At 61.4% G+C, this 15,734-nt stretch carries 12 protein-coding genes and 1 tRNA gene; 4 read left to right on the top strand and 9 right to left on the bottom strand.

Translation table 11 applies throughout. The features are described from left to right. Positions 1–85: 85 nt before the first annotated feature. The 6 genes from CEY11_RS13175 to CEY11_RS13200 form a co-directional block, all read right to left on the bottom strand. Complete coding sequence (locus CEY11_RS13175; RefSeq protein WP_088603866.1) at positions 86–2,173, bottom strand: 3-hydroxyacyl-CoA dehydrogenase NAD-binding domain-containing protein; 2,088 nt, start codon at positions 2,171–2,173, stop codon at positions 86–88. A gap of 102 nt (positions 2,174–2,275) precedes the next feature. Next, positions 2,276–3,427: a thiolase gene (locus CEY11_RS13180; protein ID WP_088603867.1), complete on the bottom strand. Its 1,152-nt coding sequence runs from the start codon at positions 3,425–3,427 to the stop codon at positions 2,276–2,278. Next, entirely contained in the window at positions 3,427–3,843 is a 417-nt protein-coding gene (locus CEY11_RS13185; protein ID WP_088603868.1) for a Zn-ribbon domain-containing OB-fold protein, read from the bottom strand. The genes CEY11_RS13180 and CEY11_RS13185 overlap by 1 nt, the downstream gene beginning before the upstream one ends. A 35-nt stretch (positions 3,844–3,878) precedes the next feature. Continuing rightward, positions 3,879–4,706: an amidohydrolase family protein gene (locus CEY11_RS13190; RefSeq protein ID WP_158215307.1), complete on the bottom strand. Its 828-nt coding sequence runs from the start codon at positions 4,704–4,706 to the stop codon at positions 3,879–3,881. Positions 4,707–4,773: 67 nt separating this feature from the next. Further along, positions 4,774–5,610, bottom strand: coding sequence for a tripartite tricarboxylate transporter substrate binding protein (locus CEY11_RS13195; protein WP_158215308.1), 837 nt, complete (start codon positions 5,608–5,610; stop codon positions 4,774–4,776). Positions 5,611–6,226: 616 nt separating this feature from the next. Next, a tRNA-Arg gene (locus tag CEY11_RS13200) sits at positions 6,227–6,301 on the bottom strand. Between the two features lie 255 nt (positions 6,302–6,556). Between CEY11_RS13200 and CEY11_RS13205 the strand changes: the two genes are divergently transcribed. Continuing rightward, the gene (locus tag CEY11_RS13205) at positions 6,557–7,480 is read left to right on the top strand and encodes a c-type cytochrome (RefSeq protein WP_088603871.1); all 924 of its coding nucleotides are present in this window, start codon (positions 6,557–6,559) and stop codon (positions 7,478–7,480) included. A gap of 298 nt (positions 7,481–7,778) precedes the next feature. Here CEY11_RS13205 and CEY11_RS13210 read toward each other — a convergent pair whose 3' ends face one another. Both CEY11_RS13210 and CEY11_RS13215 read right to left on the bottom strand, forming a co-directional pair. Next, on the bottom strand, positions 7,779–9,317 hold the full coding sequence (locus tag CEY11_RS13210) for a 3-hydroxyacyl-CoA dehydrogenase (RefSeq protein ID WP_088603872.1): 1,539 nt from the start codon (positions 9,315–9,317) through the stop codon (positions 7,779–7,781). Positions 9,318–9,560: 243 nt separating this feature from the next. Further along, on the bottom strand, positions 9,561–10,781 hold the full coding sequence (locus tag CEY11_RS13215) for a CaiB/BaiF CoA transferase family protein (RefSeq protein ID WP_088603873.1): 1,221 nt from the start codon (positions 10,779–10,781) through the stop codon (positions 9,561–9,563). Positions 10,782–11,028: 247 nt separating this feature from the next. Between CEY11_RS13215 and CEY11_RS13220 the strand changes: the two genes are divergently transcribed. From CEY11_RS13220 to CEY11_RS13230, 3 genes are all read left to right on the top strand, one after another. Continuing rightward, the gene (locus CEY11_RS13220; protein ID WP_088603874.1) at positions 11,029–12,012 is read left to right on the top strand and encodes an NAD(P)H-dependent flavin oxidoreductase; all 984 of its coding nucleotides are present in this window, start codon (positions 11,029–11,031) and stop codon (positions 12,010–12,012) included. A 2-nt stretch (positions 12,013–12,014) separates the two neighbouring features. Next, the gene (locus CEY11_RS13225; protein ID WP_233154876.1) at positions 12,015–12,761 is read left to right on the top strand and encodes an enoyl-CoA hydratase-related protein; all 747 of its coding nucleotides are present in this window, start codon (positions 12,015–12,017) and stop codon (positions 12,759–12,761) included. Between the two features lie 426 nt (positions 12,762–13,187). Then, complete coding sequence (locus CEY11_RS13230; protein ID WP_088603875.1) at positions 13,188–13,421, top strand: hypothetical protein; 234 nt, start codon at positions 13,188–13,190, stop codon at positions 13,419–13,421. A gap of 174 nt (positions 13,422–13,595) precedes the next feature. On the opposite strand, the gene CEY11_RS13235 is transcribed toward CEY11_RS13230, so the two are convergent. Then, positions 13,596–15,665: a UvrD-helicase domain-containing protein gene (locus CEY11_RS13235; protein WP_408608126.1), complete on the bottom strand. Its 2,070-nt coding sequence runs from the start codon at positions 15,663–15,665 to the stop codon at positions 13,596–13,598. Positions 15,666–15,734 lie beyond the last annotated feature (69 nt).

Raw genomic sequence — 15,734 nt, forward strand, 5'->3', positions numbered from 1 at the left:
CTGCCTTTGAACGCACTCTACTGTTTATCAACCCAATTCAGGTTAACAAGCAGATTGTAGCTTATCTATATGCTCGGCTCACCCTTCACGTATAAAACCGCTTACCGGAACGAACCATGTTCTCCAGCAATGCCGCAGGCTTCCAATATTGGTCGCCATGCACTACCTGATATTTCAGCAGCGCCTCGTAAACGACCGGCAGCCCGATCTGATCGGCATAAAACAGCGGCCCCCCCAGAAATGCAGGAAAGCCATAGCCCTTCAGCCATACCACGTCGATATCTCCGGGGCGATCTACGATCCCCTCTTCGAGCAACTTGGCGCCCTCGTTTATCATCGGGTAGAGGCACCGCTCGAGGATCTCCACATCTGAAATTTGCCGTCGCTCAATGTTTCTTTTTTTTGAGTGATTGACGATAAGCGCTTCAATCTCCGGATCGACAGAGCGATGACGATCCGCATCGTAGCGATAGAAGCCTGCCCCCGTTTTCTGTCCGAACCGGCCCAATGCATGGATCTGATCCAAAATATCGCACGCCCGCTCGCGCGATGTCAGGTTTGCAAGGCGAGATTGGCGGTTTAGCCAACCGACATCGACGCCCGCCAAATCACTCATAGCAAACGGCCCCATCGGAAAGCCGAAGTCATAGAGCACCTTATCGATCTGCTGTGGAGTCGCCCCCTCTTCCAGCATGAAGTAGCTTTCACGTGTCCGCTTCGCAAGCATTCGATTACCCACAAAACCGTCGCATACCCGAACCATTACCGGGGTCTTGCCGATTAGCTTCCCAATTTTCATGGCGGTTGCACATACCTGGGGCAGCGTCCTGGCGCCGCGCACATTCTCGAGCAGAGGCATGACATTGGCGGGGCTGAAAAAGTGCATGCCCAGCACATACTCTGGGCGCGCGGTGGCGTCAGCAATCAGATCGATGTTCAGGTACGACGTGTTCGACGCAAGGATTGCCCCGGGCTTGCATATTTGATCCAGCATGCGAAAAACCTTTTGCTTCACCTCTAGTTCTTCGAAAACGGCCTCAATTACAAGATCTGCCTGGGCGAGTTGATCGTTCGACACCGACGGCCGGATCAATGCCACCCGCTTGTCCATTTCGGCTTGAGACAAGCCACCGCGAGCCATGGTTCGAGCATAGTTCTTGCGTACCAATGCCATGCCGCGCTCTAAGTTGTCAGCGTTTGCCTCGACCAGCATGACGGGAACCCCTGCATTGGCGAAACACATGGCAATGCCCGTGCCCATCGTCCCCGCACCAACCACGCCGACCAAATCGATCGGCAGAGTCCCGATCGCCGTCTTTGCCCGCATATCGGGAATTTTCGCGGCCGCGCGCTCCGAAAGAAATGCATGGCGTTGCGCCTTGGACTGGGGCGAAGCCGCAAGCTCCAGAAACATGGCACGCTCGCGTTCCAGGCCTTTCTTGAAAGGCAGTTCGGTCGCAGCCCGAACAGCCGCAATACAACGCAACGGGGCGATATATCCTCTACGCTTGCGTTCGACTGTCTCGACATATGCCTCGAAGACACTCTGATCCGAGGGCTCGCAATCCAACATGCTCACCCTGCGCACCGGCTTGCCCGAGGCGACAATGCCCCGGGCAAAATCCAGCGCGTGGGCCTCAAGGCCGCCTGGTGCCAGCTCGTCGACAAGGCCAAGTACCAGCGCCCTCTGGGCGGAAACCACGGTTCCCTCCACGATCATCTCCAGCGCGGCTGACACACCTATAAGTCTCGGCAGCCTCTGCGTCCCTCCCGCCCCGGGCAACAACCCCAGCTTGACCTCCGGAAGCCCCATCACGGCATCCGGGGATGCAATACGAAAATGGCAACCCAAAGCCACCTCCAGCCCGCCACCCAAGGCCGTTCCTTGTATGGCAGCGATGACCGGCTTTGACGAGCGTTCAATTACATCGATTACGTCCAGCAGCAATGGCTGCCGCGGCGGCTCTCCAAATTCGCGGATATCCGCACCGGCACTGAAGCCGCGCTCTCCGCCAATCAGCACCATTGCCTTGATCCGCGTGTCCTGCTCTCCGCGGCATATCGCCGCCGCCAACCCGCTACGTACCGCTTGCGAGAGCGCATTGACTGGAGGATTTTCAATTTTGATCAGCGCGATTTCTCCACGCGCGTCGAACGAGACTGATTCGGCCATTCCGGCCTCCTGGAATCAACTGGATCTATCAAAAGACGCGTGCAGGGGGTGATGCGCACATACCCCCGCACACGCCTGTGCGGCGCATGATGAATAAAGCACCTAAAGGGTCATGCCCGTACCGAAAATTGCCGTGGCCTGGCTGGAAAGAGGGCCGCCATTTCCATGCGCCAGCCCGACTTCGGCACCAGACACCTGGCGCTGACCGGCTGTTCCGCGCAACTGCCTTACGGTTTCTATGATGGTAAATACGCCGTACATGCCTGGATGATTGCAAGAGAGGCCACCGCCATTGGTATTGACCGCCAGTACGCCTCCCGGAGCCAACGCGCCATTCTCCACGAACCGCCCCCCTTCCCCTTTGGGACAAAATCCCAAGTCCTCTAAAAACAGTATGGGGTTTATGGTGAATGCATCGTACAGCTGCAGAACATCGATATCCTTCGCCGACAAGCCCGCCATCTCATAGGCCCTGTGCCCGGACTCGACTGCGGCAGTCACCGTCAGGTCGGGCATCGACGATATCTGCCGATGAGACGTAGCCACGCCCGCCCCCAGTAGGTACACGGGCTTATTTGGGAAATCCCTAGCTTTATCGCTGCGTACCAGTATTACTGCGCCCCCGCCATCCGTGACCAGGCAGCAATCCCGCACAGAAAGTGGATCGGAAACGAGTCGCGACGACAGTACATCCTCTATGGTCAAAGCTTGTCGCTCGTACGCTGCTTCGTTCAACTGCGCCCATTTTCGCGCTGCGACCGCAACCTCAGCCAATTGGCGGCGCGTCGTCCCATATTCATGCATATGCCTGGCTGCCGCCAACGCATATCCGCCGATAGGGTTTCGCGGTTGATAAGGCTCTTCCCAAATCTGGGGCTCCGACAGCGTGGCCAGCTTTCCACCCGCAGACAACTGATTAGATCCATAGCATATGCAGGCGACAGAACACAGGCCCGCGTCCAAAGCAGCCATTGCGGGAATCAGATGCTCTACGAACGACGAACCGCCAATGTTGGTGCCATCCATATAAGCAGGGTGGATTCCGAGGTATTCGGCAGCGGACAGCGCAGGCATGAACTGCGACAGTGTCGCCGCGAAGAGACCATCAATTTCCGACACCGAGATACCGGCATCCGACGCGGCGGCCAGCACGGCTTGGGCCAATTGATCCAACGAGCTGAATCCCGGGCTATTCCAGCCAGCCGTCGTCCCAATCCCTACGACAGCAGCCTTGCCTCGCAACGAATGCGCCATTACATGTTGCTCCTGGTGTCGTTATCCGATAGTGCGACCGCCTGCCTGAAAACAACCACCGGCTCGCCACCCTGTTCCACAATATCTGCACGAACTCGCATCCCGATGCGAACTTCTGCAGGGTCGATATCTTCGACCCGACTCATCATCCTGCCGCCTTCGTCCAGATCGATGAGGGCTAAGTTGTAATTTCCTCCGCGCTCTGGCTTGCGATGGACAACTGTCGTGGAATAAACAGTGCCAGTGCCCGATGCCTCTATCCACTCCAGGGTAGACTTGCCGGAATACGGCGAAATCACACGGGGATAAAAGACACCATTTCCTGTCACCGAGCAGCGCTGGATCATAAAATGCCCACGTCGGAGCATGTGCTTGAAATAAGCTGCAGGAGCCATCGTGTGCTCATCCTCACCCATTACTAATACCTCCTTCCATTCGTTCACCAAGGCTTTTAGAAGCCATATAAGACGGTGGGATTGTCAACTAGCAATTTTCTGCGCAGGCCTTCCTCCGGCACCCATTCGCATATCAGCCGTAATAATTCTGCATAGGCGGGGATAGGCCCCGCGTGATTCACATGCGGCCAATCGGAACCCCAAAGCATTCGGTCAGGGCTCTCTTTCATCAACAATTGCGCCATGTCCCGAACATCGGCATAAGGCAGCTGGCGCTCGCCGGAGCATCGCATAGGCGCAGACAATTTCACCCAAGTCGTTCCCTTGGCAGCCATGCGCAAGAGACACTGGAATGGAGCGCTTTGTACTCCCAGTGCGGCGGGGATCCGCCCCATATGGTCAATAACCAGCTGGCAGGGCAAGTCCGCCACAAGTCCGTCCAGGTCGAGTATCTGCAGGTCTTCCACCTGTATTTGCAGGTGCCAGCCCAGCTCGGCAATGCGAGCAATCAGTCGGCTGTCAAACCCCTCCACTCGCTTTCCCACGTACGAATACCTAACACCCCGTACACCAAGAGCATCCCATTGTTCCAACTCGGCGTCAGTGGGTATACCAACCGGCTCAGTAATGATTCCACGCAGCCTGCTCGGATATTGCCTCAGTGCGTCGAACGTGCGCCGATTATCGGGGCTGCTGACTGCCGCGTTGACCACGACCGCCTTCGAGATACCTGCCGCATCTTGAAGAGCAAATAAATCTTCCGGGCAGGCATCGGGAATTTCATACCGTGGAGTTTCAGGAGGAGGATACTTTGCGAGCGGCCCATAAAAGTGAATATGCGTATCGCAAGCGCCGTCCGGCACGGCAACGCCGACGACTTCCATTTGGCTAGCAATCATCTACACCACCCATCGTACGCGCCACAATCGTGCTCCCTTGCCTTCTCCCGCGTTATTGATCAAGAGTGATCCCCTCTTCCTTAATAATTTTCTTATATAGAGAAGACTCTCTTTGAACAGATGCTTTGAACTTTCGAGCGTCCAAATACCCCTGAGGTATCCGCATAGTTTTCAATATCTGCTCGAATTTGGCCGTATGAGTAGCCTTGTCGCAGCTTTGCGTCAGCCGCTCGATGATGGCAGCAGGCGTTCCTTTGGGGGCAATCATGCCTCCCCAACCTGCAGACTCGACGTCATAGCCCTGTTCTTTGAACGTAGGCACATCCGGCAACAATGGACTACGTTTGGCTTCCAATATGCCTAAAGCACGCAGCCGGCTTTCTAGCGGGCCAAAGCTTTGTATGCCCGCCACCCATGCAGTGATCTGCCCCGAGGCGGCCAGAACCGAGGCATCTCCATCACCTTTAGTGGGAATATGCTGCCACTTGAAGCCGGCACTGTCTGCAAACGCGATGGCAGCCAGATGGGGTATTGAACCCACACCCGTAGACGCTATCGTGAGTTTCCCCGGATTCTTCTTCGCAGCCGCGACGAAATCCTTCAACGATTTATACGGGGAGTCTTTCTTGACGACAAACACCTGCGGGGTGACGTGCGTTCGGCAGATGTACTCGAACGAATCTTCGTTATATCTCAGTGTCGGACGAAGATGCGGCTGACTCGTCAGAGGGCCCACCGTTGTAAAACCGATGGTATAGCCATCCGGCTTGGCTCGTGCCACATCAGCCGTGCCCAAGGTGCCTCCTGCGCCAGGCTTATTGAGAATTATGACCTCGGCTCCCAGGTCGGCACGCATTTGCTCGACGACCAGGCGGGCAATAGGATCCACACTCCCTCCGGGCGGGAACGGCACGATTGCGGTTATGGGGCGGTCAGGATAGGCGGCATGAGCTGCACATGCTGACATGAACCCGACGGCAATTACGTAGCTTCTTATATGTTTGCTAACGAACATATCTTGTCTTCTCCATGGCCATTCGAGGCATCCAAAAAGCCGAACAGTAGTTATTAGAAAACGAGCAGCTTGTTTATTGGTATCAATCACTTTGTTTACAATCTTATAGTAAGCATACTAGGCGTAGGCGATAGTGCTGTCAACTATTAATTGAGCGAAAGACTGGGAAACTGCTGTGTCATTCCGACCGGCAACGAATCATCAATCAGCAGGATCGAGCAAGAGATGGGCGCAGTCCAAACCCGAGCAGCAAGGCTGCGGCCACCCGCAATCGAACTCATCCGGGCGTGGCGCAAGATCCGCCACTAGCCGCATTGCTGGCTAGATACTCGATACAAAAGGAAGAGGGAAAAATGAAAACTTCGGGCACACCCCGTACCGCATGCGGCATTCGAATCAGCGATGCCGAACTTCAACTCTTTCAGGCCGGGTGGCGTAGGTAGAAGCCCGCCAGGGAGGCAGGCAATTGTCGCGAGATCAGCAACAGATCTGGCGCGCCCGACAGGAATCGAACCTGTATCAAGAGCTTCGGAGACTCCCATTCTATCCATTGAACTACGGGCGCAAGGGTCGCTATTGTAGCGTGTTTGCGAAAATCGCACGGGCCGCGCGGGCCGGCAAGTGCACAGCCGCCGCGCAGGCCCGGCCACCGCGGGCGTTGCGCGGGTAATCTGCACTGTAACGGCAGTCCCGGTATAATCGCAGCTTTGGGTGGTGAACAAGCACTTCGAGACGGTGCTGGCCTTCCGTCTTCAAACCTTGGCAAAGAATACTCGGGCGCAATAAAAAGCCCAGGAATCACGTATACGCAGGATTCATCATGAACAACACAGAAGAGCACGTCGACGCACACGCAGGGGAAAGCGAGGGCCTCATCAAGACCCCCAAACAGCTTCTCATCACCGTTATCCTGTCATTCCTGATCCCCATTTCCGTGCTCGTCATGCTGGCCCACCTGGTGTCCGCCGGCGTGCAAACCGGCGCCGGCTCCGACGCCCTTCAGCCCAAGGCCATCGAGGCTCGCATCAAGCCCGTAGCCAGCCTGGATCTGGTCGATGCCAACGCGCCCAAGGTGTACAAGACCGGGCAGCAAGTGTTCGAATCCACCTGTACCGCCTGCCATACGGCCGGCGTGGCCGGAGCCCCCAAGATCGGTGACCACGGGGCCTGGGCGCCGTTCATCAAGACCGGCTACGAAGAAATGGTCAAGAATGCCATCCACGGCATCAAGGCCATGCCTCCCAAGGGCGGCAACCCCTCGCTCAGCGACTATGAAATGGCGCGCGCCGTAGCCTACATGGCCAACAAGTCCGGCGCCTCGTTCAAGGAGCCGCCTCCGCCGGCTTCGAACAAGCCCGCGGCTGCTCCGGCCGTGGCCGCCGCAGCCCCGGCCGCCGCTCCGGCTCCTGCACCCGCCCAGGCCGCCCCAGCGGCTGCCCCTGCTGCTGCGGCCCAGCCGGCCCCAGCCGCGGCACCTGCAGCCCCCGCGGCGCAGAAGGTCGATCTTGCCGAAGGCGAAAAGCTCTACAAGTCGGTGTGCTTCGCCTGCCATGCGGCTGGCGTCATGGGCGCCCCCAAGTTCGGCGACAAGGCATCCTGGGAGCCGTTCATCAAGACCGGCATCGACACCATGGTGAAGAACGCCATACACGGTGTCGGCCCCATGCCTCCCCGCGGCGGCTCGCAGGCCACCGATGCGCAAATGCGCGATGCCGTTTCGTATATGGTTGAAAACGCCAAGTAACCCCCAGCTTTCAACTGCGCGGCGAAATCGAAACCGCGCGGCTGAAACGCGACAAAGAGCCGACATGCAGATGCATGTCGGCTCTTTGTTTTCAATGGCAGCGTTTATTCTGCCACTGCCGCTACCACTGCCGAAGTCGGCACCGCCGCCACTGATTCATACAGGCCTGCGATCAAGGCGGCGAGCGCGTCGAGAAAACAAGGTGCAGAGCCGTAGCAGTACAAATAAGCACGAGTACGGCAACGCTGTTATCTCGAGGCGGCTGCCGTTTGGCTGCCATTTGGATCGCAAAGCCGTATCAGCCGGCCGCCCGGCAGACCGGCTCGGCACGCAGCGACAAACCCAGCTGCACCCGGCGCTGCAGCCAAAGGCTGGCGCGATAGCGGTCGTCGCCGGTCACGTGATACATATTGCGCAGGATCTCAAGCACTTGCGCGGCCCCCAGGGCATCGCCCATGGACAGCGGGCCGCCACGCGGATACCCCAGGCCCAGGGACACGGCCAGGTCTATGTCCTGCGGGGTTGCGATGGCCTGCTGGGCGATGTCGGCCGCCACGTTGATGATGGTCGCGACTATGCGTTGTGCAACGAAACCGGCGGAATCATCGATGACCGAGACAGGGGTGCCGTCCGACGCCAGCAGCGCATGGGCCGCGTCGCGCCATTGCGGTTCGGTGACGGGCGAGCACATGAGCACGCGGCGCTTGCCCTGCTCCAGGCCGAAGAAGGTATCCAGCGCCACAGCCCGGGCGCCATCGAGCTGATGGGCGGCGATCACGGTAGAAGTGTCTTCGCCATAGGGCGTTACCACGATCAGGGCGTCGGCCGGCGGATGATCACTGGCCACCACCGAGGCGCCCAGGTCTTTGAACAGCGCGGCGGCGCGCTTGTGCCCCAGGGAATGGTAGGGCGCGAGCCACACCTTCAGGCCGGGCTTGGCCGCGGGCACCGGCGGGTCGGCGGGAACCTGCTTCTTTCCTTCCGGATAAGTGTAGAAGCCCTCGCCCACTTTGCGGCCCACCAGCTTGCCGGCCAGGCGCACCGCGGTGATCGGCGAAGGACGGAAGCGCGGCTCGTCGTAGAACTGGCGGTAGATCGACTCCATTACCGGATGCGAGACGTCCAGCGCGGTCAGATCCAGCAGCTCGAACGGCCCCATGCGGAAGCCCGCCTGGTCGCGCATGATTTCGTCGACCCGGTGGAAGGGCGCGACGGCTTCCTGCGCCACGCGCAACCCTTCGATGTTCATGCCGCGCCCGGCGTGGTTGACGATGAAGCCCGGCATGTCCTTGGCGCGCACCGGCGTGTGCCCCATGGTGCGTGCCAGCTCCATCAGCGCGTCGCCCACGGCGGGCTCGGTGCGCAGGCCGTCAATGATCTCGACCACCTTCATCAGCGGCACCGGGTTGAAGAAGTGGTAGCCCGCCACGCGCCCCGGCCTGACGCAGGCCGCGGCTATCGCGGTGATGGACAGTGACGAGGTGTTGGAAACCAGTATGCAGTTCTCGGAAACTATAGTCTCGAGCTTCTGGAACAGCTCGCGCTTGATGTCGAGGCGTTCGACGACGGCCTCGATGACCAGATCCGCGGCGCTCATGGCCCGCAGGTCGGCGCAAGGGTGCACATGCTGCAGCGCCGCGGCGGCCGCATCGGCGCTGATCTTGCCCTTGGCCACCAGCTTGTTCCAGACCTGCTGCAGGCTGTCGCGCGCCGCGGCCACGGCATCCTGGCTCAGATCGTATAGCAGCACGTCCAGGCCGGCCTGCGCGGCGATCTGGGCGATGCCCCGGCCCATGGCGCCTGCGCCAACGATGCCTATGGTTTGTATGCTTTTCATGGGTATTTCCTCCAGACACCCCGTCCGCAAGCGGCACGGGCTCTATTGATGATAAACGGTTCGAGCCGCGTAGGCCGGGCCGCGCAGGTCGCGCCGCGTAGGCCGGGCCGCATAGGCCGAATTAAGCAGACCAGGCCGGGCAAGCGGGCCGGGCGGCGGCTCGACAGCCTGCGCGCCCCGCCCGGGCCCTATAATGCGGGCCGCCTCGGATGCGACGCAGTCCCCCGCCGAGCGGCCGGCGCCTCAGCCCGTGAATTCACGGATTTCCTCGTCCGACATGCCCAGCCGTTCGCGCAGCACCTGCGCGGTGTGCTCGCCGAGCAGGGGCGCGGCATGACGGTAGCTGACCGGGCTGCCCGACAGGCGTATCGGGCTGGCGCCGACCGGCGCCTGGCCGGCGCTGGCGTGCGGCAGCGACATTTGCATGCCGCGCGCCTGCACCTGCGGGTCTTGATACACCTGGTCTATGGTGTTGATGGGGCCGCCGGGCACGCCGGCGCGTTCCAGTTCGGCCAGCCAATGGTCGCGGGCCCGCGTCTTCATGACTTCGACCAGGATGGGAATGAGCTGATCGCGATTGACCACTCGGCCCGGATTGGTGCGGAAGCGCTCGTCCTGTGCCAGCTCGGGGCGTTCGATCACCTTGCAATAAGCGCGGAACTGCGAATCGTTGCCCACCGCCACGATCAGGTGGCCGTCGCTGACGGCGAACACCTGGTACGGAACCAGGTTCTGGTGGGCGTTGCCGGCACGGCGCGGCGCCTTGCCGGAGGTCATGAAATTCAGGTTCTGGTTCGCCAGCATGGCGACCTGGCAGTCCAGCAGGGCCATGTCGATGTGCTGGCCCAGCCCGCTGCGGCCGCGTTCGTGCAAGGCCGCCAGGATCGCCACCGTGGAATACATGCCGGTCATCAGGTCGGCCACCGCCACGCCGGCCTTCTGCGGGCCGCCCCCGGGCAGGTCGTCGCGCTCGCCGGTGATGCTCATCAGGCCGCCCATGCCCTGCATCAGGAAGTCGTAGCCGGGGCGGCTGGCATAGGGGCCGGTCTGGCCGAAGCCGGTGATCGAGCAATAGATCAGCGCCGGGTTGAGCTCTTTGAGACTGTCGTAGTCCAGGCCGTATTTGCGCAGGCCGCCCACCTTGAAATTCTCGACCAGGATATCGCTTTGGCGCACCAGCGCACGCACCAGGTCGGCGCCCCGCTGGCTGGCGATGTCGACGGCCACCGACAGCTTGTTGCGATTGGCCGAGGCATAGTAGGCCGCCTCGGTCGTGTCCTGCCCTTGCTGATCCTTGACGTACGGAGGCCCCCAGGCGCGGGTGTCGTCGCCTGTGCCGGGGCGCTCTATTTTGATGACCTCGGCGCCGAGATCGGCAAGGTTCTGGGTACACCAGGGGCCGGCAAGCACGCGGCTGAGATCGAGGACACGGATGTCGGTCAGTGGAGCGGGACGCAAAGACATAATGGGCAGTTTTGGGGTTCTTGGATCCGGATGAGGGATGACGATGACGGGAAAGAGCTATTGTGCCCCAAGTTGCGGCCCGGGATCCAAAGCCGCCGCCCATGCCGCGGACGGACGCCGGCGCCGGCCGGCCGAATGCGGCTACCATAGCGCTGACGCCGGCCCAGGATACAAGCCCAAAACAGGCCCGATACAAGACCCGATACAGGCCCACGATACCGGCCCAAGATACAGGAGATACCGCCCCATGCCCCACCCCCTGGTCGAACAGCTCTACCGCGACCTCACGCTGCCCGTCATCGCGGCACCAATGTTCATCGTCTCGGGCCCCGAACTGGTGGTCGCGCAATGCGCCAGCGGCATCGTCGGCTCGATGCCGGCGCTCAATGCGCGGCCGCAAAGCCTGCTGGCGCAATGGCTGGAACAGATAGACTCGGGCTTGGCCGGGCTGCGCAAGGCCAGACCGCAATGCCCGCCCGCCCCCTACGCCATCAACCACATCATTCATCAATCCAACGACCGCCTGCAGGACGACCTTGCCGTGTGCGCGGAACACAGGGTGCCCATCATTATTACCAGCCTGCGGGCCCCCGGCGAGGTGGTCGAGAAGGTTCACGCCTGGGGCGGCCGAGTCTTCCACGACGTCACCACCCTGCGCCACGCGCGCAAGGCCCTGGAAGCCGGCGTCGACGGCCTGATACTGGTGTGCTCGGGCGCCGGCGGCCACGCCGGCACCCTCAGCCCCTTCGCTCTGCTGGGCGAGGTGCGCAAGATCTTCGACGGCCCGATTGCCCTGTCGGGTGCCATTTCACGCGGCCAGGACATACTCGCCGCGCGCGCCATGGGCGCCGACTTCGCCTATGTGGGTACGCGCTTCATCGCCAGCACCGAGGCGCGTGCCCAGGAAGCCTACAAGAACATGCTGGTGCAGTCGCAGGCCAGCGACATCCTGTACACGCCGTTTTTCACCGGCATACCCGGCAACTACCTAAAGCCCAGCATCAGCGCCGCCGGGCTGGACCCCGACAATCTGCCGGCCCCGCAGCCCACCGCCACCAACTTCGGCAGCACGCGCAGCAAGCCCTGGAAAGACATCTGGGGCGCGGGCCAAGGGGTCGGCAACATAGACAGCATCGAAGACGTCGCGCACATCGTCGCCACCTTGCGGCAAGAATACCTGCAGGGCTGCGCAGCGCTGCACGACGGCTTTGCCCAACCCGGAATTGCATGAACATGAACATGATCAAGACTACGCACTCCGACAAACGCTACGAGGTCCTGATCGACCGGCCGCAGCAACGCAACGCCATCAATGCGGCCATGTACACGGAAATGAAGGCGGCGCTGCTGGCCGCGGCCGCCGACCCGGAATGCCGGGCCGTCATCCTCAGCGGGGCCGGGGGCCACTTCACGGCCGGCAACGACTTGAAAGACTTCCAGGCGCCGCGCGACGAAAACGACAGCCCGGCGCTGGCCTTTCTGCGCACCCTGGCCGACCTGGATATACCAGTGATCGCCGCGGTCGAAGGCCAGGCGGTCGGCATCGGGGTAACCTTGCTGCAGCATTGCGATTTCGTCTATGCCAGCGAGACGGCGCGCCTGCGCATGCCCTTCGTGGCCCTGGGCCTATGCCCGGAGGGCGGCTCCAGTCTGCTCATGGCGCAGATTGCCGGGTCGCGCAACGCGGCGCGCTGGCTGCTGGCGGCAGAGCCCTTCGACGCCAGGCAGGCCTGTGAGGCCGGGCTGGTCACGGCAGTATCCGCGGCCGGCCAGGCCCTGGCCGACGCCCGGGCCCAGGCCGACACCTTGGCCAAGCTGCCCGTGGCCGCCCTCAGGCTGACCAAGCACATGCTGAAACAGGCACAGCGCGAGCCGCTGGCGCGCGCCTTCGACAATGAGCGGGACAATTTCCGGGCCAGGCTGCAGTCGGCCGAGGCACAGGATGCGTTCCGGCGCTTTTTTGCGCGGGAAAAGGGCTAGCGCGTTTTTGGTTCAGATGTTTACACCCGCCGCGCCTTTAAAGGCGCGGCATCAGGTGTGCCGTGAAAACTCGGTAAACATTTGCACCGAAGTTGCTCTAGCCCGCTGAAACACTGAAATTGGCCGCGACTTGCCGCGGGCTTCATCTGTCTGCTTATGTTCCAGCGTTCCTATGTTCCGCCGCTCCTATGTTCCGGCGAGCTCGGATCCTTGTCCCGTTATTGAATTGCGCACTGCAGCAAATCTGCATCCCGAAATGATCCCATAGGCAAGAGCCCTGGCCGAGGTCTGGGCCGGGGCTCTTGCGCAGGAAAGAGTGGACGTTCTGCAACACCCTGAGGCACATTAGGGAAAACCCTTGCTTTTATCCTAGGGTTTACCCTATAATTCATACATCAACACAACAGCCTTACTTAGGTGAACAGCATGTCCAGCATAACCTACTACGAATACACCCGTTTGAGCGATTCCATCGAGCGCACTGTTACGCGCAACGCGCTGAGCTGCGGCGAGTCGGTTTCGATTGCGACAGCCCTCAAGTCCGCTTTCTCCGCCATCAAGCGCGGCCTGGTGGGTTTTGCCGAATTCTGCTCCGACGTCGGCGCCACGATGGCCGAAGCCCGCGCCCGCGGCATGTACTACGGCGGTACCCGCTGGTAATCGGCCAAGCAGGGCAGGTAGGCTGGCAAGCAATTTGCTTGTCGGCACAAACTGCCCCGCACTGCCAACTGCCGGCGCAAGCACGGCGCGAAACGAATTCGCGATCAAAAAACAACTACGCAAAGCAACACCGTTGTCTTTTTGATCGCGAATTCGCATAAAACGCCCGGGTGCTCAGCCCGGGCGTTTTAGCAAGGCCTTCAGCATGCTCAGGCGCTGCTTCGGGCTCAGGGCCTGGGTGGCGGGATCTTCTTCGATCTTCGCCTCGCCCAGGCCCATTTCTTCGATGAACCGCGACGGCTCGCGCACCACGTCTTCGCGCGCGCGGCGCCGCTTGCGACACCAGCTCAGGTGCAGGCTGCGCTGCGCCCGCGTAATGCCCACATACATCAGGCGCCGCTCTTCCTGGATGCGCTGCTCCAGCGATTCGGCGGCCTTGGCCGGATCCCCGTATTCTTCATCGCGCCCCATGTGGGGCAGCAGGCCCTCTTCCACCCCGGCCAGATAGACGTGCGGAAACTCCAGGCCCTTGGAAGCGTGCAGGGTCGACAGCTTGACCGCATCGGGCTCTTCGTCCTCGCCGCGCTCGAGCATGGTCACCAGCGCCACGTGCTGCACCAGATCCAGCAGATTCAGCCCATCTTCCTCGGCTTTGCGCTTGAGCCATCCCACCAGTTCCAGCACATTCTGCCAACGCGTCTGCGCCGGCCGCTCTTCCAGGGTGTCATATAGATAGCGCTCGTACTGGATGGCACCGAGCAGATCGTCGAGGATGGCGCCCGCCGGTTCGGAGGATTTTGCCTCCCCGGCTGCGCGCCCGCGCCCGGCGCGCCACTGCATGCGCCGGATGAATTCGCCAAATACCTGCAGCGGCTCGAGCTGCCTGGGCGCCAGGCCCTGGGCCAGCCCGATCTCGGGAATTGCCGCGAACAGCGAAACCTGGCGTACGGCCGCGAACTCCCCCAGAACCTGCAGGGTCGTCTGGCCGATGCCGCGGCGCGGCGTGGTGACGGCGCGGATGAATGCCGGGTCGTCGTCGTCATTGGCGATCAGGCGCAGATACGCCAGAATGTCCCGCACCTCGGCCTTGTCGAAGAAGCTCTGGCCGCCGGAAATCGTATAGGGTATGCGCAGATTGCGCAGGGCCTGCTCTAGGATGCGGGCCTGGTGGTTGCTGCGATACAGCACCGCAAAGTCGCGCCACTCGGCACGGCGCTCGAAGCGCGCCGCCGACAGGCGCACGGCAATCGATTCCGCCTCGGCCTCTTCGCTGTCCATGGGCGTCACCTGTATGGGCTCGCCCGCCCCCAGATCCGACCACAGCTTCTTGCCGAAGATATTCGGGTTGTGGCCGATGACCTGGTTGGCCGCCGCCAGGATGCGCTGCACCGAACGGTAATTCTGTTCCAGCTTGATGATGCGCAGGCCCGGATAGTCTTCAGTGAGTTTGGCCAGGTTCTCGACCGTGGCGCCACGCCAGGCATAGATGGCCTGGTCGTCGTCGCCCACCGCGGTGAACATGGCGCGCCGGCCGGTCAGTAGCTGCACCAGACGGTACTGGCAAAGATTGGTGTCCTGGTATTCGTCCACCAGCAAGTATTGCACGCGCGCCTGCCAGCGTTCGCGCACCTCTGGGTTCTGTTCCAGCAGGCGTGCCGGCAGGCGTATCAAGTCGTCGAAATCCACCGACTGGTACGCCGCCAGCGTGGCATCGTAGCTGCGATACAGCCGGGCGGCCTCGACTTCCCCCGGCGTGGCGGCCGCGCGCTCGGCGGCGTCGGGATCCATCAGGGCGTTTTTCCACAGCGAGATCGTCTGCTGCACCGTGCGCAGCCGCCCTTTGTCGGTAGTGGCGAGCATTTCCTGGATGATGCCCAGCGCGTCGTTGGCATCCAGTATGGAAAACCCCGATTTCAGGCCGGCGTGGCGGGCCTCTTCGCGTAAAAACCGCACGCCCAGCGAATGGAAGGTGCTGACCGTCAGGCCCTTGGCCAGGCTGGAATCGACCAGCGTCTTGACACGCTCGCTCATTTCGCGCGCGGCCTTGTTGGTGAAGGTCAGCGCCACCACATGGCGGCCCATATAGCCGCATTCACGCAGCAGATAGGCGATTTTCTGGGTAATGACCCGCGTCTTGCCGCTGCCGGCCCCCGCTAGCACCAGGCAGGGGCCGTCCAGGTAAAGAACGGCTTCGCGCTGCGTGGGATTCAAACCGGGGGCTAGGGTATGGCCAGGGGACATCATGAAAAAAGCGGATCGGGTGCGGCGGCGCCATGCCGCCAAGCGGACGAGAACAATCAAAAACAAATACAG

Origin of the sequence: Candidimonas nitroreducens (assembly GCF_002209565.1) — a bacterium.
GTDB classification, from domain to species: Bacteria; Pseudomonadota; Gammaproteobacteria; order Burkholderiales; family Burkholderiaceae_B; genus Candidimonas; species Candidimonas nitroreducens.